At 73.7% G+C, this 21,231-nt stretch carries 16 protein-coding genes; 9 read left to right on the forward strand and 7 right to left on the reverse strand.

What is annotated here, in order from left to right:
- Positions 1-2,397, forward strand: a complete 2,397-nt coding sequence (locus AB0J12_RS08880; protein WP_363263539.1) for an HAD-IC family P-type ATPase — start codon at positions 1-3, stop codon at positions 2,395-2,397.
- 21 nt (positions 2,398-2,418) lie between these two features.
- On the opposite strand, the gene AB0J12_RS08885 is transcribed toward AB0J12_RS08880, so the two are convergent.
- Entirely contained in the window at positions 2,419-5,538 is a 3,120-nt protein-coding gene (locus AB0J12_RS08885) for a molecular chaperone Hsp90 (protein ID WP_363263540.1), read from the reverse strand.
- Between the two features lie 360 nt (positions 5,539-5,898).
- Positions 5,899-6,825, reverse strand: coding sequence for a DUF3027 domain-containing protein (locus AB0J12_RS08890; protein WP_363263541.1), 927 nt, complete (start codon positions 6,823-6,825; stop codon positions 5,899-5,901).
- Positions 6,826-7,140: 315 nt separating this feature from the next.
- Between AB0J12_RS08890 and AB0J12_RS08895 the strand changes: the two genes are divergently transcribed.
- The 4 genes from AB0J12_RS08895 (at position 7,141) to AB0J12_RS08910 (ending at position 10,725) form a co-directional block, all read left to right on the forward strand.
- A complete protein-coding gene (locus tag AB0J12_RS08895) occupies positions 7,141-8,502 on the forward strand; it encodes an MFS transporter (RefSeq protein WP_363263542.1) in 1,362 nt (453 codons plus the stop codon).
- Between the two features lie 168 nt (positions 8,503-8,670).
- On the forward strand, positions 8,671-9,138 hold the full coding sequence (locus AB0J12_RS08900) for a DUF2771 domain-containing protein (RefSeq protein WP_363263543.1): 468 nt from the start codon (positions 8,671-8,673) through the stop codon (positions 9,136-9,138).
- A 26-nt stretch (positions 9,139-9,164) separates the two neighbouring features.
- Entirely contained in the window at positions 9,165-9,875 is a 711-nt protein-coding gene (locus AB0J12_RS08905; RefSeq protein ID WP_363263725.1) for a futalosine hydrolase, read from the forward strand.
- Complete coding sequence (locus tag AB0J12_RS08910) at positions 9,865-10,725, forward strand: 1,4-dihydroxy-6-naphthoate synthase (protein WP_363263544.1); 861 nt, start codon at positions 9,865-9,867, stop codon at positions 10,723-10,725. Before AB0J12_RS08905 ends, AB0J12_RS08910 begins: the two co-directional genes overlap by 11 nt.
- 14 nt (positions 10,726-10,739) lie before the next feature.
- Here AB0J12_RS08910 and AB0J12_RS08915 read toward each other — a convergent pair whose 3' ends face one another.
- The gene (locus AB0J12_RS08915; protein ID WP_361631474.1) at positions 10,740-11,123 is read right to left on the reverse strand and encodes a cold-shock protein; all 384 of its coding nucleotides are present in this window, start codon (positions 11,121-11,123) and stop codon (positions 10,740-10,742) included.
- 151 nt (positions 11,124-11,274) lie between these two features.
- Between AB0J12_RS08915 and AB0J12_RS08920 the strand changes: the two genes are divergently transcribed.
- On the forward strand, positions 11,275-11,538 hold the full coding sequence (locus AB0J12_RS08920) for a hypothetical protein (RefSeq protein ID WP_363263545.1): 264 nt from the start codon (positions 11,275-11,277) through the stop codon (positions 11,536-11,538).
- On the opposite strand, the gene AB0J12_RS08925 is transcribed toward AB0J12_RS08920, so the two are convergent.
- Together AB0J12_RS08925 and AB0J12_RS08930 are read right to left on the reverse strand one after the other, a co-directional pair.
- The gene (locus AB0J12_RS08925) at positions 11,502-12,149 is read right to left on the reverse strand and encodes a haloacid dehalogenase-like hydrolase (RefSeq protein ID WP_363263546.1); all 648 of its coding nucleotides are present in this window, start codon (positions 12,147-12,149) and stop codon (positions 11,502-11,504) included. The two genes, AB0J12_RS08920 and AB0J12_RS08925, sit on opposite strands and share 37 nt — an antisense overlap.
- A gap of 37 nt (positions 12,150-12,186) precedes the next feature.
- A complete protein-coding gene (locus tag AB0J12_RS08930) occupies positions 12,187-13,155 on the reverse strand; it encodes a hypothetical protein (RefSeq protein WP_363263547.1) in 969 nt (322 codons plus the stop codon).
- 216 nt (positions 13,156-13,371) lie between these two features.
- Between AB0J12_RS08930 and AB0J12_RS08935 the strand changes: the two genes are divergently transcribed.
- Together AB0J12_RS08935 and AB0J12_RS08940 are read left to right on the forward strand one after the other, a co-directional pair.
- Positions 13,372-15,885 carry a helicase-associated domain-containing protein gene (locus AB0J12_RS08935; RefSeq protein WP_363263548.1) on the forward strand — a complete coding sequence of 838 codons (2,514 nt, stop codon included), beginning with the start codon at positions 13,372-13,374 and terminating at the stop codon, positions 15,883-15,885.
- A gap of 70 nt (positions 15,886-15,955) precedes the next feature.
- Complete coding sequence (locus AB0J12_RS08940; RefSeq protein WP_363263549.1) at positions 15,956-17,599, forward strand: DNA repair helicase XPB; 1,644 nt, start codon at positions 15,956-15,958, stop codon at positions 17,597-17,599.
- 43 nt (positions 17,600-17,642) lie between these two features.
- Here AB0J12_RS08940 and AB0J12_RS08945 read toward each other — a convergent pair whose 3' ends face one another.
- Positions 17,643-17,861 (reverse strand): hypothetical protein, encoded by a 219-nt coding sequence (locus AB0J12_RS08945; RefSeq protein ID WP_363263550.1) that lies wholly within the window; start codon positions 17,859-17,861, stop codon positions 17,643-17,645.
- 249 nt (positions 17,862-18,110) lie between these two features.
- Here AB0J12_RS08945 and AB0J12_RS08950 point away from each other — a divergent pair, with 249 nt between their 5' ends.
- Entirely contained in the window at positions 18,111-20,174 is a 2,064-nt protein-coding gene (locus tag AB0J12_RS08950; RefSeq protein WP_363263551.1) for a UvrD-helicase domain-containing protein, read from the forward strand.
- A 269-nt stretch (positions 20,175-20,443) separates the two neighbouring features.
- Here AB0J12_RS08950 and AB0J12_RS08955 read toward each other — a convergent pair whose 3' ends face one another.
- Positions 20,444-21,121: a copper homeostasis protein CutC gene (locus AB0J12_RS08955; protein WP_363263552.1), complete on the reverse strand. Its 678-nt coding sequence runs from the start codon at positions 21,119-21,121 to the stop codon at positions 20,444-20,446.
- Positions 21,122-21,231 lie beyond the last annotated feature (110 nt).

Genomic DNA, 21,231 nt, shown 5'->3' on the forward strand with positions numbered 1-21,231 from the left:
ATGACGCACATCGACGCGGGCGCCGGACTCGACCCTGCGCACCCCGTGCCGGTGCCGTCCGTCCCGCCGACCGGGCTGACCGGCGCCCAGGTCGCCGAGCGGACGGCGCGCGGTCAGGTCAACGACGTGCCGGTGCGCTCCAGCCGCTCGCTCGCCGAGATCGTCCGCGCGAACGTCTTCACCCGGTTCAACGCGATCATCGGCGTGCTGTGGCTGATCATGCTGGCCGTCGCGCCCATCCAGGACAGCCTGTTCGGCTTCGTGATCCTCGCCAACACCGGCATCGGCATCGTCCAGGAGTGGCGGGCGAAGAAGACCCTCGACTCGCTCGCCGTGATCGGCGAGGTGAGGCCCACCGTGCGGCGCGACGGCACGGCCGTCGCGATCAGCACCTCCGAGATCGTGCTCGACGACCTGCTGGAGATCGGCCCCGGCGACAAGGTCGTGGTCGACGGGGTGTGCGTGGAGGCCGACGGCCTGGAGATCGACGAGTCCCTGCTCACCGGCGAGGCCGACCCGGTGGTCAAACACCCCGGCGACGCGGTGATGTCCGGCAGCTTCGTCGTCGCGGGCGGCGGCGCCTTCCAGGCCGCCCGCGTCGGCCGTGAGGCCTACGCCGCGCAGCTCGCCGAGGAGGCGTCCCGGTTCACGCTCGTCCACTCCGAGCTGCGCACCGGCATCTCCACGATCCTCAAGTACGTCACCTGGATGATGGTGCCGACCGCGATCGGCCTGGTGATCAGCCAGCTCGTGGTCAAACAGCACGGCATCAAGGACTCCGTCGCGCGCACGGTCGGCGGGATCATCCCCATGGTCCCCGAGGGCCTAGTGCTGCTGACCTCCGTCGCCTTCGCGATCGGGGTGATCCGGCTCGGCCGCAAGCAGTGCCTGGTGCAGGAGCTGCCCGCGATCGAGGGCCTCGCCCGCGTCGACACCGTCTGCCTGGACAAGACCGGCACCCTCACCGAGGGCGGCATGGACGTCACCGGCCTGCGCCTGCTGAACGGCTACGACGAGGCCTACGTCCGCCAGGTGCTCGGCGCGCTCGGCGAGTCCGACCCGCGGCCCAACGACAGCCTGAAGGCGATCATCGACGCCTACCCGGACACCGAGGAGTGGCGCTGCACCGAGTCGCTGCCCTTCTCCTCCGCCCGCAAGTACAGCGGCGCCACCTTCAGCGAGGACGGCGGCGAGACCAGCACCTGGCTGCTGGGCGCGCCGGACGTACTGCTCGCCGACGACGACCCGGCGCTCGCCGAGACCGGGCGGCTCAACGAGGACGGGCTGCGCGTGCTGCTGCTCGCCCGCGCCGCGCGCGACCTCGACGACGCCCGCGTGGGGCGGGGCGCCCACCCCGCCGCGCTGGTCGTCCTGGAACAGCGGCTGCGGCCCGATGCCGCCGACACCCTGCACTACTTCACCGAGCAGGACGTGCGCGCCAAGGTGATCTCCGGCGACAACGCGGTCTCCGTCGGCGCCGTCGCCGCCAAGCTGGGGCTGAAGGGCAGCGCGGTGGACGCGCGGCGGCTGCCCGCCGGGCGGGAGGAGATGGCCAGGGAGCTGGACGAGGGCACGGTGTTCGGCCGGGTCACCCCGCAGCAGAAGCGGGACATGGTCGGGGCCCTGCAGTCCCGCGGGCACACCGTCGCGATGACCGGCGACGGCGTGAACGACGTCCTCGCGCTCAAGGACGCCGACATCGGGGTCTCCATGGGTTCCGGCTCGGAGGCCACCCGCGCGGTCGCGCAGATCGTGCTGCTGAACAACAGCTTCGCCACGCTGCCGTCGGTGGTCGCGGAGGGCCGGCGGGTCATCGGCAACATCACCCGGGTGGCGACGCTGTTCCTGGTGAAGACGGTGTACTCGGTGCTGCTGGCGGTCCTCGTGGTGTGCTGGCAGGTGGAGTACCCGTTCCTGCCGCGCCACCTGACCCTGCTGTCCACGCTCACCATCGGCGTGCCCGCCTTCTTCCTCGCGCTCGCGCCCAACAAGGAGCGGGCCCGCCCGCACTTCGTGCGCCGCGTGATGCGGTACGCGGTCCCCGGCGGGGTGGTGGCGGGGGCGGCGACCTTCGTGACGTATCTGCTGGCCCGGCACCACTACACGGGCCCCGGCTCACTGAACGCCGAGACCAGCGCGGCGACGCTGACGCTGTTCCTGATCTCGATGTGGGTGCTCGCGATCATCGCCCGCCCGTACACCTGGTGGCGGGTGGCGCTGGTCGCCGCGATGGGCGCGGCGTTCATGGTGGTGCTCGTCGTGCCGTCGCTCCAGCGCTTCTTCGCGCTGAAGCTGGTGGGCATGCAGATGCCGTGGACGGCGGTCGGCATCGCGGTGGTGGGGTCGGCGGTGCTGGAACTGGCCTGGCGGTGGGTGGGACGGCGCTTCCCCACCTAGGGAGCCGTCCCGTCCCCCGCGTCAGTCGAACCAGCGGTCCCTTGCCAGTTCCGCCGTCCTGGACGGGTCCTCCAGCAGGGCCGCCACCTCGAAGCGGCGGGGCCACTGGCCCGCGGCCCAGGCCAGGCCCGCGGCCACGCCCTCCAGGGTGGCCGCGTGCAGGACGCGGTCGTCGGTCAGACGCCAGTCGATCTCCACCCCGTCGACGACGAGTTCGTCGTGCTCGACGTACGCCTCGGGGGTGCGCGGACCGAGCAGCACCCGCACGGGCTCCGGTACGTCGTGCTCGGTGCCCTCGGACGTGACCTCGCCGGTGACGGACTCGCTCAGCCGCCGCACCTGGAACAGCTCCGCCAGATCCGCCGCCCGGGTGGGCCGCACCGGCAGCAGCGGCACACCCTCGGTGAACGGCAGCAGGTCGGGCGAGTCGACGACCACCGCGTCGGCGGCGTCCACGACCCGCACCTCGCCGTCGACCACCGCGCGCAGCTCGTCCGGCAGCGTGACCCGGTCGGGGTCCAGCTCGGCCAACGCCCCGTACAGGCCGTGCAGTTGGGCCGCGGTGACCTGGCGGTCGGGGTCGGCGAGGCGGTCGAGGAGTTCCGCGGCGCCGCCCGGCTCGTCCAGCAGGGCCGCCACCGAGGTGCGCACGCCCAGCGCGCGCAGCACCTGCTCGTCGTCGAAGCCGGTCGCGTCGGCCTCGTCGTACAGGCCGCGCAGCAGCGGGTCGCCGCCCGCAGCGAGCAGACCGGCGGGGCGGCGGCCGTCGAGCACGGGGTGCCCGCGCAGCCACCACGCGGTGTACGGCCGTACGACCTCGTGGGTGCCGTCGGGCAGCAGGATCCGCACCGGCTGCACGAGGGCGTCCCGCAGCGGCGGCCGGGCCAGCATCGCGAGCGCCTGCGGCCAGGCGTCGTCGTCGACCAGGTCCAGGTCGCGCACGGCGACGATCTCGGTGGCGACCGGCGGGACGGGCGTGTCGGGGAAGCGGTCGAGGGCGTCCTCGCACCACACGTCGACGGCGTCCAGCAGGCCCGGGTCGTCGGGTTCGGCGTACTCGCCCTCGCGGGGCTCGAGTTCGTCGGGGTCGAGGACCACGTCGGTGGCGCGGACCAGGGCGAACGCGGCCAGCACCCCGCAGGCGGCGAGGGGCTGCTCGCCCCACCTGGCGGCCAGGTCGGCGTCCACGGTCGCCAGTTCACCCTCCCGCATGACCTGGTGGAAGGCGCTGCCGGGGAAGACCAGTTCACCGGCGGGGGCGAGTTCGCCGTCCTCGTCGGGCAGGGCGAGCGCACCCAGCCACGGCTCCTCACCGGGCTCCAGACCGGCGTCCCGCACCAGGGCGAGGACGGTGTCGGCCAGCTCCTCGGCGTCCAGGCCGTCCTCGTCCCAGGACCCGCCGTCGTCGTCGAGGGAGGCGGCGACCGCGGCCCGCACCTGCGGGGTCCTCAGCACGGCCCGCGGGCCGGCGGGCAGCGCGCCGAGCTTCTCCAGCAGCGGGTGCGCGGCGTCCTCGTGGGCGACCTTCAGCCCGAGCCGGGCCAGGACCTCCGGGTCGATGCGGGGGGCGTCGGGGGTGGGCAGCAGCACCTGCCGGGGGCCGATCGTGGTACGGCCTTCGGCAAGCGGCACCGGCAGGCCGGTGAGCCGGTCGGGGTCCACGCCCGCCAGCGACTCGTACAGCTCGTGCCACCAGCCGGGGTCCTTCTCCAGCCCGGCCAGCCGGTCGATCGCGTCGGTCAGCGGCAGCCGCGCGACTCCCAGGGTGCGCAGCTCGACGCGGCGCTCCAGGCCGGCGGGCAGCAGGGTCGGCAGCACCTCGGCGAGCACACGGACGGTGTCGGCGCCCGCGCCCTCGACCACCTCGGCGTCACGCGGGCGCAGCGCCTCGGGCAGGTCGTCGCCGTCCTCCTCGCCCCTCGGACGGGCGGCGGGCGGCAGGAACGCGGTGCGCGGCAGCCGGTCCAGGATCGCCTGGCGCAGCGCGCCGTCCAGCTCGCCCTTGCCGAGCGGCCCGGGCACGAGGTCGATGATCCCGTCCGTCACCGGCCGCCAGTCGGCGAGCAGTGCGGCGTAGGCGTCGGCGGCCTGCTGGATCAGGAAGTCGGTGAGCGCGCCGGGCGCGGCATGCCGGCGGGTGGTGTCCAGCGGGAAGGACGCGATGAGCAGCGCGGGCACGCCGAGCGCCTCGTCGCTGGGGGTGGGCGCGTGCACGACGGGGCTGGTGCGGGGGCGCACGGGTCGCCCGTCGCCGTCCACGGGTACGGCCCAGGTGAGCGACCAGTGCGGCCGCAGCCGTTCCTCCACGGGCCGGTCGCCGAGCAGTTCCGGCGCGGTCGCCCCGTGCGCGGAGGCGGTGCGCCAGCGGGTGGTGCCCTCGCGCGAGTCGTCGACGACGGTGAGGGCGCCCTCGGTGCTGCGGCGCAGGGTGCGGGTGGTGTCGCCGGTCTCGACGACGACCTCCTCCAGGCCGGGCAGGGCGAGCAGCAGGGCGTCGTCGACGGCGTTCAGGAGCCGTTCGGCGAGGTCGGCGGCGGCCGTGTCGCGCAGCGGGAGGATGACGACCGTGTCGTAGCCGCCCGGGGCGGTGCCCTCTGCGGCGAACGGCAGGCGCAGCAGCGGCACGTGGCCGTCGCGGCGGCGGATCTCGTCGCCCAGGCCGGGGCTGTGCCGGGCGGTCTCCTCGGCGAGGTGCCGGGCCTCGGCGAGGGACCAGCGCACACCGCCGTGCCGGCCGACGACAGCGGGCTCGTCGGTGACAGACAGGACGGAGGCGAACCCGACACCGAAGCGGCCGACGGACGGCGTGTCGCGTTTGGCGGAGGCGCGCAGGGTGGCCAGCGACTCCACGCCCGCGGCGTCCAGCGGGGCGCCGGTGTTGGCGGCGGCGAGGACGCCGTCGCGCAGCGTGAGCCGCAGCCGGCCGGGCACGCCGGCGCGGGCCGCGGCGTCGGCGGCGTTCTGGGCGAGCTCGACGACGAGCCGGTCCCGGTAGCCGCCGAGAACCAGGTCCTCCTCGGCGTTGGCGTCCTCCCGGAACCGGGCGGGGCTGGTGACCCAGGCGTCGAGCACGCCCCGCCGGAGCCTCGCCGTACCGAAGGGGTCAGCGCCTTCGGCAGCCGGCCGCACGAACTTGCTCACGTTCACTCTCCTCATCGGCGACGACTGAAAGTACCGCGAGTTGCCTGCGGCGGCTTGTGGTTCTTGTGCGGGTGCCTGCGGCGCCTGTGCGGGTTTCGTTGTGGCTGGTCGCGCAGTTCCCCGCGCCCCTTTTTGTGCCTGCGGCGGCCCGTTGCTGTCCGGTGGTCGGTTGCTGTCGCGCCTGCGGTGCGTTGTGGGTCGGGGCCGGGGTGGGGGGTGTCCGTCCTCGGTCCGGCCAGCCGTTTCCGACGCCGGTGCCGTGTCTCGGTGCCGGCCGCTGCGGGCGGGCACCCCCCACCCCGTCCCCTTCCCGCCGTACGCGGGTGCCAGCCGTCGTCGGTGAGGCGTTCAGGGGCGGGGCTAGGAGTGGCCCAGTTCCGCCGCTTCCTCGTCCGTCACCGGGGGCACCGAGCCCGAGTCGGGGGCGGGGCGCAGGGGGAACGGGTCGACCCGCGTCTCGTCGATCACCGGCGGAGCCGGGCGTGGGGTCTTCGGCATGACCGCGGCCTCGGAGTGGCCGCCGCAGCCGTACGCCAGGGAGACCACGCGGCCGTCGGCCGGGGCGAACTCGTTGGCGCACACGCCGAACGCCTGGCCCAGCGAGCCGCCGAGCGGCATCAGGAAACCGCAGCTCACGCAGGCGGCGGGGGCGGCCTGCGCCATCGGGGTCTTCGCGCCGTACGCCTCCTCCCAGCGGTCGGCGGCGGTGTGCAGGCCGTACCGGGACAGCACCCGGGCGCGGCGCATGCCCAGTTCCTCGGCGACCGCGGCGACCGAACCGCGCGAGGGCGCGGCGGGCAGGTTGCGCGACGGTCCCTCGGTGACCTCGGCGTCCTCGGCCTCGACCAGGTCGGCCATCTCCTCGGAGACGGCGGAGTTCGGCGGCGGCGTGTCCTCGCCGGAGTAGCCGGGCTCCAGGCGCAGATCCTCGGCGTCCGTGGGCAGCAGGTCGCCCGGGCCCATGTCCCCCGGGCGCAGCCGCTCGCTCCACGGCACCCACTCCGGGGCCAGCACGGCGTCCGGGCCGGGCAGCAGCACGACCTCGTCGAGCGTGACGATCTTGGCGCGCGAGGCGCGGGCCACCGTCACGGCCCACCGCCAGCCGCGGTAGCCCAGCTCCCGGCATTCGAAGAAGTGCGTGACAACGCGGTCGCCCTCGGAGACGACCCCCGCGTGTTCCCCGACGACGCCGGGTGCGGCGGCCTCCTCGGCGGCACCACGGGCGAGGTCGACGGCCTCGGCGCACAGGCGGTCAGGGGTGCGGCTTCGCGTTGTCGCTGCGCTCACAGGTATCGCTTCTCTCCAGTACGCCGTGTCCGGGTGCGGGCGCCTTGAGGCGACGGCGCGGACGGAGCGGACAACCGGACCGCTTCGACGTCTGCGCGCGCTCACGCTCGGGCGCACCTCCTCCGGACCATTCTGCCTGTTCGTCGGCGCTCGGCCTACACCGGTCGTTTTCTTTCCCCGCTTCGCGGCGATTTGTTTCCGCGCGGCCCGCCCCGCTGCCCGGCCGGAAACTTAAGGCCCATACGTGCGGTAACGGCACTATCCACCCCGTACTCGGGGCACTATGACGACGTGGCAGCCGCGAGGACGTCCCAAGTGAGCGGTTCGGGCCGGTTCGGAGGGTCCGTCCGCGCGGTCGGGCGTGCCCTGCACTTCCCGGTGACCGGAGCCGCCCGCGGCATCCGCAAGGCCACACACGCGCAGGGCGCCGGCGAGTCGGGCCTCGGCAAACTGATCGAGCTGCACGCCGTGAACGGCGCCGGGGACGTGATGATCACCGTGGCGCTGGCCTCCACGGTGTTCTTCTCGGTGCCGACCGACGAGGCGCGCGGCCGGGTCGCGCTGTACCTGGCGATCACCATGGCGCCGTTCACGGTGCTGGCCCCCGTGATCGGCCCGCTGCTGGACAAGCTGCCGCACGGCCGGCGGGCCGCGATGGCGGGGGCGATGCTGGCGCGGGCGATGCTGGCGCTGGTGCTGAGCGGGGCGGTGGTCACCGGGAGCCTGGAGCTGTATCCGGCGGCGCTCGGCGTGCTGGTCGCGTCGAAGGCGTACGGCGTGGTCAGAAGCGCGGTGGTGCCACGGCTGCTGCCGCCGAAGCTGTCGCTGGTCAAGGCGAACTCACGGGTCACGCTCGGCGGTCTGCTCGCCACGGGCGTCGCCGCGCCCATCGGGGGTGCGCTGCACGCCCTCGGTGCCCGCTGGCCGCTGTTCGGCGCGTTCGTGATCTTCATCGCGGGGACGTTCCTGTCGTTCTCCCTGCCGCCGAAAGTGGACTCCGCCAAGGGCGAGGACACGGCGCTGCTGGCGGCGGACGAACAGCATCTGCACGGCCCGCACCGCAAGGCCGCGAAACGCCCGGGGCTGCGCACCGTGGGCCCGGCCGTCACCCACGCGCTCGGCGCGAACGCCGCCGTGCGCTGCCTGACCGGCTTCCTGATCTTCTTCCTGGCGTTTCTGCTGCGCGAGCACCCGATGACCGGGCAGAGCGCGGCGGCCTCACTGGGCCTGGTGGCCGTCGCGGCGGGCGTCGGCAACGCGCTCGGGACGGCCGTGGGCGCCTGGCTCAGGGCCAAGCCGCCGGAGATCATCATCGTCAGCGTGCTGGCGGTGGTGCTCGCCGCGGCGGTCACGGCGGCGATCTTCTTCGGCGCGGTCCTCGTGGCGTGCCTGGCCGCCGTCGCCGGGTTCGCGCAGGCGCTGGCGAAACTGGCGCTGGACGCGCTGATCCAGCGGGACGTGCCGGAACTGGTCCGCACCTCGGCCTTCGCCCGCTCCGAGACACTGCTGCAGATGGCGTGGGTCTTCGGTGGCGCGATCGGCATCGTGATGCCGCTGAACGGCACGGCGGGCCTGTGCGTGGCCGCGGCGATCGTGGCGGCGGGCTGGCTGGCCACGCTGCGCGGGCTGCTGCGGTCGGCACGCCAAGGGAGCGCGACACGGACGCGGGTGGCGTGAGCCGACGTGAGTGGCCTGAGCCGACGCGGGCGATGTGACGCGGACGCGGACATACCGCCCGGCGCACCCGCCCCGGACAGCCTGCTTCAGGCACCGCCTGGCGTAACGAAGCGGCCACGCCGCCCCCCGCATGGTCGGGGCACCCCACCCTCCGGATAGCCTTCGGCCATGACCATCCTGCAATCCGTCGTGCGACGCCGCCGCGCCGTCGCCGCCGCCGGCGCCGTTTCCGCCGGACTGCTCGTCCTGTCGGCCTGCGACAAGCCGACGCCGATGTCGACGATCACCGTCGGCAGCAGCTCGGTCAACTCCGAGGCGACCTGCTACAACGACGGCGAGGCGATCAAGACCTCCGAGCTCGCCAAGTGCCTGAAGGCGGACAAGTCGATCACCGTCGACCCGGACGAGACCGTGCGCTTCGGCGTCGATCCGGAGATCGCGGACAAGAGCTGGACGATCCTCCTGAACGGTCAGCCGCTGACCGACGCCAGCAAGAAGACCTACCGCACCATCCCGGGCAGCGTCTTCTTCAACGCCCAGTACGGCGCCAGCGGCGACACCACGTTCGTCTCCATCAAGGCGGGCGAGAAGGACGTCGAGGGCATCTGGTCCTTCAAGCTCAAGAAGGGCGCCTGATCACGTCCTCGCCCACCCCGGCACGACTGCTCGTGGCCACCGCCGTCCCCGTGGAGCGGGACGCGGTGGCACGGGCGTTTCCCGGCCCCAGCGAGGAGCTGCGCCTGCCCGGCGTGACGCTGCACCGGGCCGTCTCCCCCGAGCTGGAACTCGACCTCGTCGCCGCCGGCGTCGGCCCCGCGCTCGCCGCCGCGTCCACGGCCGCCGCGCTGACCGCCGCCGCCCTCGCGGGCACCCCGTACGACCTGGTCGTCTCCGCCGGCATCGGCGGCGGTTTCCCGCCGCTCGCCCCCGTCGGCTCCCTCGTCGTCGCCGACGAGATCACCGCCGCCGACCTGGGCGCCGACACGCCCGACGGCTTCCTGGCCGTCACCGACCTCGGCTTCGGCACCGTCACCCACCGCCCGCCCGCCGGACTGGTCCGGCAGGCCGCGGACGCCCTCGGCGCCGCCGCGGGGCCCGTGCTGACCGTGTCCACGGTCACCGGCACCGCCGCCCGCGCCGCCGCGCTGCGCGAGCGGCACCCCCGCGCCCTGGCCGAGGCGATGGAGGGCTTCGGCGTCGCCGAGGCCGCCGCCGCGCACGGCGTGCCCGTCCTGGAGATCCGCGCCGTCTCCAACCCCGTCGGCCCGCGCGACCGCGCCGCGTGGCGCATCGGCGACGCGCTCACCGCGCTGACCGAGGGGTTCGGGAAGCTGGCGCCCGTCCTGGAGAGTTGGAACCCACATGACCGGTGAGCCCCTGCCCACGGCTTGGCAGATCGCCTACTCGCCCTGCCCGAACGACACCTTCGTCTTCGACGCCCTCGCCCACGGCCGCGTCCCCGGCGCCCCCGCCCCGGACGTGACCTTCGCGGACATCGACGTCACCAACGGCATGGCCGAGCGCGGTGAACTGGACGTACTGAAGGTGTCGTACGCCGTCCTGCCGTATGTGCTCGGCGACTACGCGCTGCTGCCGTGCGGGGGTGCGCTGGGCCGGGGCTGCGGACCGCTGGTGCTCAGCCGGGAGGCCGGCCTGGACCTCGCCGGCCGTACCGTCGCCGTGCCCAGCGAGAAGTCGACGGCGTATCTGCTGTTCCGGCTGTGGGCCGCGGATGTGGTGCCGGGCGGGGTGGGCGAGATCGTCGTCATGCCGTTCCACGAGATCATGCCGGCCGTGCGGGACGGCAAGGTGGACGCGGGGCTCGTCATCCACGAGGCGCGGTTCACGTACCAGACCTACGGGCTGCACAAGCTCGCCGACATGGGCGAGCACTGGGAGAACACCACGGGGCTGCCCATCCCGCTGGGCGCGATCATCGCCAAACGCTCGCTCGGCGCGGACGCGCTGAAGCTGATCGCCGAGTCGATTCGCACATCCGTCCACATGGCGTGGGACGACCCGAAGGCGTCGCGGCCCTACGTCATGGAGCACGCCCAGGAGATGGACCCGGCCGTCGCCGACCAGCACATCGGGCTGTACGTCAACGAGTTCACCGCCGACCTCGGCGAGGACGGCTACGCGGCCGTGCGCGGGCTGCTCACACGTGCGGCGGCCGAGGGGCTGGTGCCGCCCCTCGGCCCGGATGCGCTGGCTTTTCCCTGACCGCTGCCAGGGGTTCAGACGTCGAGCTGGTCGGCCACGGCGCGCAGCAGACCGGCGACCTTCTTTCCGGCGGTCTTCTCGGGGTAGCGGCCGCGCTCCAGGGTCTGGGTGACGTTCTCCAGCAGGGTCGTCAGGTCCTGGACGATGGAGGCCAGTTCGTCCGGCTTCTTGCGGGTCGCGGCCGCGACCGAGGGGGTCGGGTCCAGCACGGTCAGGGAGAGCGCCTGGTCGCCGCGCTGCCCGGCGACCACGCCGAACTCCACGCGCTGGCCGGGCTTGAGGGTCTCGACTCCGGCGGGGAGGACCGAGGAATGAACGAAGACGTCACCGCCGTCGTCGCGGGAGAGAAAGCCGAAGCCCTTCTCGCTGTTGAACCACTTGACCTTGCCGGTAGGCACGTCTGTCCTCGTCCTCGTACTCGTCGGAAAGCTGCTCAATAACAACCCAGGCGGGTCGACCTTGACCCGCCGGTTCCAAGGCTAATGGTCTTCAGGCGGGTGACAAGACGTCGCCCGGCTGTTCCTTCGCGCTGGGAACTACCCTGGTCCGGTGCGTGACAAAACCCAACCGAATTCCGCCGCGCCGGGTGATCGGCTGATCCGTGCCGGTGCGATCGTCTTCTTCATCGGCGCTGTGGCCACACTGGTCACGGTCGCCCCGTTGTTCTTCGGAACGTCGCCTTTTCCGACGTACATGTTCGGATTGAGCATGCTCATGGCCGTCGGGTTCCTTCTCGCGGGGGCCGGCGTGCTGCGCTCGGTCGCGGCGGGACGGCGTCAGGCGCGGGCCGCCTCCGGCGCGTCGTCGAGGTAGGCCGAAAGCCACCGCGGGAATTCCGTGAGATCGGCGAGGACCACGTCCGCGCCGGCCGCGCGGAGTTCCTCCGGGGCGCACGGGCCCGTCGCCACCGCCACCGACAGCGCCCCGGCCGTGCGGGCACCGCGCACGTCGCCGAGGTGGTCGCCGACGTACACGCTCGCGCCGTGCGCGCGCAGCGCCTCGGCCTTGCGCTCCGCCCACAGGTCGCCGATCACCGCGTCGGGGTCCAGGCCGAGATGACCGACGTGCAGTTTCGCGTTCGCCTCGTACTTCGCCGTGACGACGATCGCGCGTCCGCCGGCCTCCCGCACCGCGGCTATCGCCTCGCGGGCGCCGGGCAGGGCGGTGGTGGCGGCCACGGCGTACGTCGGATACATCGCGCGGTACAGGTCGGCGACCTCGGCCACCTCGTCCGCCGGGAACCAGTTCGCCAGTTCCTCCACGAGCGGCGGGCCCAGGCGGGTCACCGCGAGATCGGCGTCCACATAGGTGCCGGTCCGCTCCGACAGCGCCTGATAGCAGGCGCGGATGCCGGGACGTGAGTCGATCAGCGTCATGTCGAGATCGAAACCGACGGTGGGCGCGGCGGGAGCCTGGGCAGTCATGGGCGACATTGTGCCGGGTGGGTGCCGCGGCCCCGGATCACCGTTCTTTCTGTGAGCGCCACAGCAGGAACAGGGCCGACGCCACCGCCGCGCCGCGGACGACCCACGGCCAGGTCCCGGCGATCGCCTCGCTCATGTGGCCGTCGGCGACGGGGGTGCCCCAGCGGCCCTCGGTGCGGCCCCACAGCCACACCAGGCCCGCGGCCACGGCCGCGCCGGGCAGGCCCATCACCGCCCACTTCGCCTCCGCCCGGGTCAGACGGCGGGAGGCGTAGGCGATCAGCCAGCCGAGCAGCAGCGCGAACCAGTTGCCGAGCACGGCGCCGGTGAGCAGGCCGGCCGCGGCGAGGAGAAGCAGGGGGTTCCTCCACCGGCGGGAGGGCAGCGCGAGGAGGCGGCGGCGCGGGGGCGCGTCCGGATCGTCCTCCGCTTCCGTCTCCGGCGCCGGCACGGCCGGCTCCTGCTGGGCGTCCTTCTTCTCCTGCTTCGGCCGTGGGGGCGGCTTGAGCAGGTCGGGGATCTCCACACCGCCGGTGAAGCCGGGGACTTCGTCGCGGAAATCCGTGCGCCACCAGTCCAGGGGCACGGCCGGACCGCCCAGCTCGGCGGCGCTCGCCAGGTGGGGCGGGGAGGCGGCGGAGGCGGAGGCCGCCGGCGGGGTGACGGGGCGCGGGCGGGGGACGAGACGGCTGCGGAGCGTGGACGGCTTGGCCTCGGCGGCGCCCAGGTCGCCTTCGCGCTGCTCCGGTACGGCCGTGGGTGGCGGGGTGGGGCCGGCGGTGCCGCCGGCGGCCGTGACGATCTCGTCCGGGTCCCCGAGGCGCTCGATGATGCGGCGTACGGCGGCCGGGCTGTCGACCACGGCCTTGGCGCGGCGCTTGTCGATCTCGTCGCGCAGGGTGGCGACGAGGCGCATGCGGGTGGTGGACGGCAGCTGACGCTGCTGCGCCACGTCGCCGACGCGGCTCAAGTACTCGTAGACGACCTTGTCGCTCTCGATCCCCACGAAGCCCCTCCGGGGGGTGCGCGTGATTCTGATACCCCGTTGGATGACGGTATCGCGTCCCGCGGGGGTGGTCGTTCGTCCGCGGGTGGTGGGTGGTTGCTCGCGCAGTTCCCCGCGCCCCTATGGGTGGGTGCCCGCACCCGGGGTCTCAAGTTGCCGACTGCCCGTGCGGTAGCAACAGGGGAAGCGCTGGGGGGACCCGCTAACGTGGTTCGGATGAGCATCGAGGACACTCCGGCCCCCCGCTCCCTCGCGGAAGCGCTCCGTGGGCGTGAGGACGCCTCCCTGGCCGCCCTCCTGCGCAGCCGTCCCGATCTGATCACCCCCGTCCCGACGGACCTCACGCAGCTCGCGGCCCGCGCCGGTACGCGGGCGAGCGTGGTGCGGGCGCTGGAGCGGCTGGACCGGTTCGCGCTGCAGAGCACGCAGGCGCTGGCCGTCGCGGGTGACCCGGCGACGTACGAGGAGCTGCTGGGGCTGATGGCCGGTGACGCGCGGGACGCGGCCGTCGTCGCCGCGCTGCCGCACGCCCTCGGTGTGCTGCGCGAGCAGGCGCTGGTGTGGGGCGGTGACGACCGGCTGCGGCTGGTGCGCACCGCCCGTGAGCTGCTCTCCCCCTCGCCGCAGCATCCGTCCCCGACCGGTCTGGGGCCGACCGTGCAGGAGGCGACGGCCGGGATGTCGCCCGGGCGGATCCAGGAGATCGTCGCCACCGCCGGGTTGCCGTCCACGCACGATTCGGTGTCCGCCGTGGCCGCGCTGACCGGATTGTTCACGGACCGCAAGCGGATGACCCGCCTGCTGTCGCAGGCCCCCGTTCAGGCGCGCGAGGTGCTGGAGCGGCTGGTGTGGGGGCCGCCGTACGGGCAGGTCACGGCCGAGCCCGCGGCGCATCTGCGATGGCTGCTGGACCGGGGACTGCTGCTGCCGACGGCGCCGGGGACCGTCGTGCTGCCCCGGGAAGTGGCGCTGCACCTGCGCGGCGGGCGGGCGCACCGGGAGCCGGAGCCGGTGCCGCCGGTGGTGGCCGCCGACGCGGTCCACCGTCCACAGGTTGTGGACAGTACGGCCGCGGGGCAGGCGCTGAGCGCCCTGGCGACCGTCGAGGAGCTGCTGAAGGAGTGGGACGAGGGCGGCCCCGCCGTACTGCGGGCCGGTGGGCTCAGTGTGCGCGATCTCAAGCGGACCGCCGTGGCCCTGGACGTCGCGGAGCCCGTGGCCGCGTTCTGGGTGGAGCTGGCGTACGCCGCCGGCCTGATCGCCTCCGACGGGGAGGCCGACGAGCGGTACGCGGTCACACCGGCGTACGACGAGTGGCGGGAGCTGCCGCCCGCCGAGCGGTGGGGGCGGCTCGCCGAGGCGTGGCTGGCGGCCACACGGACGGCTGGGCTGGTCGGCGGCCGTGATGCCAAGGAACGGACCCTCGCCGCGCTCGGGCCGGGGCTCGACCGGTCCGCGGCCCCCGAGGTACGGCACCGGGTGCTGACGCTGCTCGCCGCCCTGCCGGAGGGCGCGGCTCCGGTCGCCGGGTCGGTGCTGGAGCGGCTGCGCTGGGAGCGCCCGCAGCGGCGGGAGGAGGATCTGCGGGCACGGCTCGCCCAGTGGACGCTGAACGAGGCCGAGCTGATCGGAGTGACCGGGCGCGGGGCGCTGTCGGCTCACGGGCGGGCCTTGCTGGGGATGCCCGCGGCGGAGGGGGCACGGGAGGAGCCCGAGGGGCCGGGGGACAAGCTGCCCGTCCACCATCACCGTCCGCGGTTCGTCGCTCCCCTCACGCCGGGTGAGCAGGCCGCCGCCACCGCCGCGGCCGCGCGCGTCCTCGCGCCGCTGCTGCCCGAGCCGCTGGATCACGTGCTGCTGCAGGCCGATCTGACGGCCGTGGCGCCCGGGCCGTTGCAGCGGCCGCTCGCGGACATGCTGGGTGTGCTCGCGGACGTGGAATCGAAGGGTGGTGCGACCGTGTACCGGTTCACGCCCGCCTCCGTGCGGCGGGCGCTGGACGCCGGGCAGACCGCGGCCGACCTGCACGCCTTCCTCACCGCGCACTCGCGTACGCCGGTGCCGCAGCCGCTGGCGTATCTGATCGACGACGTGGCCCGCAAGCACGGGCATCTGCGGGTGGGAGCCGCCTCGGCGTATGTGCGCTGCGACGACGACGCGCTGCTGAACGAGATCCTCGCCGACCGGCGGGCCGCCGCGCTGCGGCTGCGCCGCCTCGCGCCGACCGTGCTGGCCACGCAGGCCGATCCCGCGGCGCTGCTGGAGGGGCTGCGCGCGATGGGGTTCGCGCCGGCCGCCGAGTCCGCGGAGGGGGATGTGCTGATCGCGCGGGCCGACGTCCACCGCACCCCGCCGCGCACCGCTCCGGAGCCGGTGCCGGACGGGCCACCCGTGCCGGACGCCACGCTGCTGGCGGCGGCGATCCGCGCCATCCGGGCCGGTGACCTCGCCTCCACGGCACCCCGCAAGCCGAGCGAGGGCACGGTGGCGCCGGGTGAGCTGCCGCGCACCTCTTCCGCCGAGACCCTCGCCACCATGCAGGCCGCGTGCCTGACCGGCGAGTCCGTGTGGATCGGCTTCGTCAACGCCGAGGGCGCCGCCAGCCAGCGGGTCATCGCCCCGGTCAGGGTCGAGGGCGGCTTCGTGACGGCGTACGACCACACCGCGGACGAAGTACGCACGTTCCCGCTGCACCGGATCACGGGCGTGGCGGAGCTCGCGGACGACTGACACGCCGGTGGGGCACACTGGACGTTTGGGCCGTTGCTTTCGGCCGTTGTGGAAAGGGTGTGTGCCGCGCGTGAACGGACCGCTGATCGTCCAGTCCGACAAGACGCTGCTCCTGGAGGTCGACCATGAGCAGGCCGACGCGTGCCGTCGGGCCATCGCGCCGTTCGCCGAGCTGGAGCGGGCGCCGGAGCACATCCACACCTACCGGCTGACGCCGCTGGGCCTGTGGAACGCGCGCGCCGCCGGGCACGACGCCGAGCAGGTCGTGGACGCGCTCGTGCAGTACAGCCGGTATCCGGTGCCGCACGCGCTGCTCGTCGACATCGCCGAGACCATGGACCGCTACGGGCGGCTGACCCTGCACAAGCACCCGGCGCACGGCCTGGTGCTCACCAGCACCGACCGGCCGGTGCTGGAGGAGGTGCTGCGCTCCAAGCGGATCGCTCCGCTGGTGGGGGACCGGATCGATCCGGACACCGTCATCGTGCATCCCTCCGAGCGCGGGCAGATCAAGCAGACGCTGCTGAAACTGGGCTGGCCGGCCGAGGACCTCGCCGGGTACGTCGACGGTGAGGCGCACCCGATCGAGCTGCACGAGGACGGGTGGGCGCTGCGGCCCTACCAGAAGCAGGCCGTGGAGAACTTCTGGCACGGCGGCAGCGGGGTCGTGGTGCTGCCGTGCGGCGCCGGGAAGACGCTGGTGGGGGCCGGGGCGATGTCCCAGGCCAAGTCGACGACGCTGATCCTGGTGACCAACACCGTCTCGGCCCGGCAGTGGAAGCACGAGCTGGTGAAGCGCACCTCGCTGACCGAGGACGAGGTCGGCGAGTACAGCGGGACGAGGAAGGAGATCCGGCCCGTCACCATCGCCACCTACCAGGTGCTGACGACCAAGCGGAAGGGCGTCTACCCGCATCTGGAGCTGTTCGACTCCCGGGACTGGGGTCTGATCGTCTACGACGAGGTGCACCTGCTGCCCGCGCCGGTGTTCAAGTTCACCGCCGATCTGCAGGCGCGGCGCCGGCTCGGGCTGACGGCGACGCTGGTCCGCGAGGACGGCCGGGAGTCGGACGTGTTCTCCCTCATCGGGCCCAAGCGGTTCGACGCGCCGTGGAAGGAGATCGAGGCGCAGGGCTACATCGCGCCCGCCGACTGCGTCGAGGTCCGGGTGAACCTGACCGACTCCGAGCGCCTGGCGTACGCGACCGCGGAGGCGGAGGAGAAGTACCGGTTCTGCGCGACGACGGACACCAAGCGGAAGGTGACCGAGGCGATCGTGCGGCGCTTCGCCGGGCAGCAGATCCTCGTCATCGGGCAGTACATCGACCAGCTGGACGAGCTGGGCGAGCACCTGGATGCGCCGGTCATCAAGGGTGAGACGTCCAACGCGCAGCGCGAGAAGCTCTTCGACGCCTTCCGGGCCGGGGAGATCAACGTGCTGGTGGTCTCCAAGGTCGCGAACTTCTCCATCGACCTGCCGGAGGCGACGGTCGCCGTCCAGGTGTCCGGCACGTTCGGGTCGCGGCAGGAGGAGGCACAGCGGCTGGGACGCGTACTGCGGCCGAAGGCGGACGGCCACCAGGCCCACTTCTACTCGGTCGTCGCCCGCGACACCCTCGACCAGGACTTCGCCGCCCACCGCCAGCGCTTCCTGGCGGAACAGGGCTACGCGTACCGGATCATGGACGCGGACGAACTGCTGGCGGAGGACTGAGCGGACGGCTGGTCAGCCGCGCAGCGGACACCGGCCCGGGTACTCAGCCCGGCGGCGGTGTCCGCACACTCACTCGTGGCCCGTACCGGCGGCGTACGCCCGCCTCCTCTCCGTACTCGCCGAGGATGACTACGTCGAAGGCGGCGCGGGCGTAGACCCGTACCGCGCGCAGGGCGTCGCCGAGAGGGTGGCGGTGGCCGGTGGCTATCGGGGTGGCGCCCGGGGGGCGTCCGGGGGCTGGGCGGAACGTCGCAGTGGTCATGTCTCCATGGTGCGATTACGGACATAAAGGTGTCATCGGTCTCCGGGCTGCCGTTTCCCCTAGGCCGGGCGGGTCGCGGCCCCTAGGGGATCGGGCGCAGCGGAAATCCGTTGGCCCGGCCCACGCCCCGTCGCCTAGAATCTCCGCTCTTGCCCGCCTCCCCTCATCCGGGAGTGCCGCCGGCCGGTCGGCAACCGGCCGGAGAAGTCCAGGAGTCACCCCCGCGCAGGTCCTTCCGGAGGCACCCCCTTGTCCACGCCCGTGTCCCTGCCCGCCGACGACGACCCCCTGGCCCGGGAGCGTGCCCATCTCGCCTCCTCCCGTGCCGCGCTGCGCGCGATGCGTGAGGACGTCGAGGCCCTCGACATCACCGACGTCGCCGCGAACTGGGTCAACGCCCAGGTCCTCGCCCGCCAGATCGACGACCGCGTCAAGGCGCTCGCCGACCTCAGCGACACCCCGCTGTTCTTCGGCCGCCTCGACTACCAGCACGCGCCGGGCGCCGAGCGGGCCGAAGGAGCCGGCGGGGAACGCTTCTACATCGGGCGGCGGCATGTGCACGACGCGGCCGGCGACCCCATGGTCATCGACTGGCGCGCACCCGTCTCGCAGCCGTTCTACCGGGCCTCCAAGAAGGACCCGATGGACATCGCGCTGCGCCGCCGCTTCGGCTACACCGGCGGCGAGCTGACCGCGTACGAGGACGAGCACCTGTCGGACCCGGCGGAGGCGGCGCAGACCAGCCGGCTGCTCCAGCAGGAGATCGAGCGGCCGCGTGTCGGCCCGATGCGGGACATCGTCGCCACCATCCAGCCCGAACAGGACGAGATCGTCCGCAGCGGGCTGAGCGGCACGGTGTGCGTGCAGGGCGGCCCCGGCACCGGGAAGACCGCCGTCGGCCTGCACCGCGTCGCCTATCTGCTGTACGCCCACCGGGAACGCCTCGCCCGCACCGGCACCCTCGTCATCGGGCCGAACAAGAGCTTCCTGCACTACATCGAGCAGGTGCTGCCCGCGCTGGGCGAGCTGACCGTGCAGCAGGCCACGGTCGACGACCTGGTCGCCGTCGTGGACGTCCGGGGTGTGGACGACGCGGACGCCGCGGTGGTCAAGGGCGACGCCCTGATGGCCGAGGTGCTGCGGCGCGCCCTGTACTCCCACGTCACCATGCCCACCGAACCGGTCGTCGTGGTGCGCGGATCGCGCCGCTGGCGCGTGGCGGCGTACGAGATCGAGGAACTGGTACGGCAGTTGCTGGAGCGCGGCATCCGTTACGGCGCCGCCCGCGAGGCGCTGCCGCAGCGGATCGCGCACGCGGTGCTGGTGCAGATGGAACGCGCCGGGGAGGCCCCCGACGACCGGGTGCAGGACGCCGTGGCCCGCAACACGGCGGTGAAGGCGGCCGTGAAGGCGATCTGGCCTGCCGTCGACCCGGCGAAGCTGGTGCTGCGGCTGCTGTCCGACGCGGAGTTCCTCGCCGAGCACGCGGCCGGCGTCCTCTCCGACGAGGAGCAGAAGACGATCCTGTGGGCGAAGCCGGCCCGCGGCGTGAAGTCGGCCAAGTGGTCGGCCGCCGACGCCGTACTGATCGACGAGGCGTCCGATCTGATCCTGCGCACGCACTCCCTCGGGCACGTGGTCCTGGACGAGGCGCAGGATCTGTCCCCCATGCAGTACCGGGCGGTGGGCCGGCGCTGCACCACCGGCTCGGCGACCGTCCTCGGCGACCTGGCCCAGGGCACCACGCCGTGGGCGACCCGGAGTTGGGCCGAGGCCCTGGCGCACCTGGGCAAGTCCGACGCCGTCGTGGAGGAGCTGACCGCCGGTTTCCGCGTGCCGACTGACGTCATCGCCTACGCCTCCCGGCTGCTGCCGCACATCGCGCCGGGCCTGACCCCGGTGGCGTCGGTCCGCGAGAACCCGGGCTTCTTCGAGGTCCGGGGGATCGACGGTGCCGACGGGGACACCGGCGTCGTCGCCGCCTGCGGGGAGCTGCTGCGCCACGAGGGCTCCATCGGCCTCATCGCCGCCGACGCGCGCGTCCCCGCGCTGGCCGAGGCACTGACGGCGGCGGGCCTGACGTATCTCGCCCCGGGCGAGGAGACCACCTCCGACACCCGCCTGACCCTGGTCCCGGCCTCCCTGGCCAAGGGCCTCGAATACGACTACGTGGTCCTGGACGAGCCCCAGGCGGTGGTCGACGGCGAACCGGACGAACGCACGGGCCTGCGCCGCCTGTACGTGGCCCTGACGAGGGCGGTCTCAGGCCTGATCGTCACGCACGCGGCACCGCTGCCCGATCAGTTGGGGTGAGTGCGGCCGGCCTCCAGAGACACAGGGCCGGCGCCAGGCCAACGGCTGTGCAGCCAACCCGGGGACGCGGGGCCGGCGCCGAGGCCAACGGCTCTGCAGCCGACCCAGGGGCGCGGGGCCCGCGTCGCGGCCAACGGCTCTGCAGCCAACCCAGGGGCGCGGGGCCCGCGTCGCAGCCAACGGCTCTGCAGCCGACCCAGGGGCGCGGGGAACTGCGCGACCGGCCACGACGGGCCCGCACCCGGCGATGAGCCAGGACCCCCGCGGCGCTACCCCGCGTCCAGCACCCTTCGCCACTCACGAACGGCCCCCTCGGACACCGGCCCCGCCCACCCCGCGGAGCGAGCCGCGCCGCCGATGTGAAACGCGTCGATCCCCGCGGCGCGCAACGCCGGGACGTGGTCGAGCCGCAGCCCCCCGCCCACCAGGATCTGCTGCTCGTACCGCCCCGCCTCCGCGAGCAGCGTCGGCAGACCCGCGTCGACGCCGGAGGCGGACCCGGCCGTGAGAAACGCGTCCAGCCCCGGCAACCCGTCGAGCGCCTTGCGCAGAGCGTCCCGGTCGGCGCAGTGATCAATGGCCCGGTGGAAGGTCCAGGGACAGCCGTCGAGCACGGCAACCACCCGCTCGACGGCCGCCAGGTCCACCCCGCCGTGCGCGTCGAGGAACCCGAGCACGAACTGGTCGGCGCCGGCCGCGCGCAGCTCCCCCGCCGTGTCCACCAGCCGCCGCAGGTCCCCCGCCGCGAAGCCGTCCGCGAGCCGCAGCATGACCCGCAGGTCGATGTCGACGGCGGCGCGGATCGCGGTGAAGGTGTCCACGGGCGGGGTGAGCCCGTCGGCGGCCATGTCGGTGACCAGCTCGAGGCGGTCCGCGCCTCCGGCCTGGGCGGCGACGGCGTCCGCGGTGTCGAGGGCGATCACCTCCAGGACTGCGCGCTTGCTCATGGGACCCCATTCGTCGGCTCGGACGGGCTGCTACAGGTCTAGTCCAATTTTAGGATACGCCCCGCAGCTCCCGCGCAGCCCGTCGCACCCGCCGCCCGCCCGGCCGAACA

The organism is Streptomyces sp. NPDC049915, from assembly GCF_040656475.1.
Classification (GTDB): domain Bacteria; phylum Actinomycetota; class Actinomycetes; order Streptomycetales; family Streptomycetaceae; genus Streptomyces.

Excerpts from the sequence above, each read along its gene's own strand:
- AB0J12_RS08880 (WP_363263539.1), top strand. The coding sequence starts at position 1 with ATGACGCACATCGACGCGGGCGCCGGACTCGACCCTGCGCACCCCGTG.
- AB0J12_RS08900 (WP_363263543.1), top strand. The coding sequence starts at position 8,671 with ATGACCATCCTGCAATCCGTCGTGCGACGCCGCCGCGCCGTCGCCGCC.
- AB0J12_RS08910 (WP_363263544.1), top strand. The coding sequence starts at position 9,865 with ATGACCGGTGAGCCCCTGCCCACGGCTTGGCAGATCGCCTACTCGCCC.
- AB0J12_RS08925 (WP_363263546.1), bottom strand. The coding sequence starts at position 12,149 with ATGACTGCCCAGGCTCCCGCCGCGCCCACCGTCGGTTTCGATCTCGAC.
- AB0J12_RS08935 (WP_363263548.1), top strand. The coding sequence starts at position 13,372 with ATGAGCATCGAGGACACTCCGGCCCCCCGCTCCCTCGCGGAAGCGCTC.
- AB0J12_RS08945 (WP_363263550.1), bottom strand. The coding sequence starts at position 17,861 with ATGACCACTGCGACGTTCCGCCCAGCCCCCGGACGCCCCCCGGGCGCC.
- AB0J12_RS08955 (WP_363263552.1), bottom strand. The coding sequence starts at position 21,121 with ATGAGCAAGCGCGCAGTCCTGGAGGTGATCGCCCTCGACACCGCGGAC.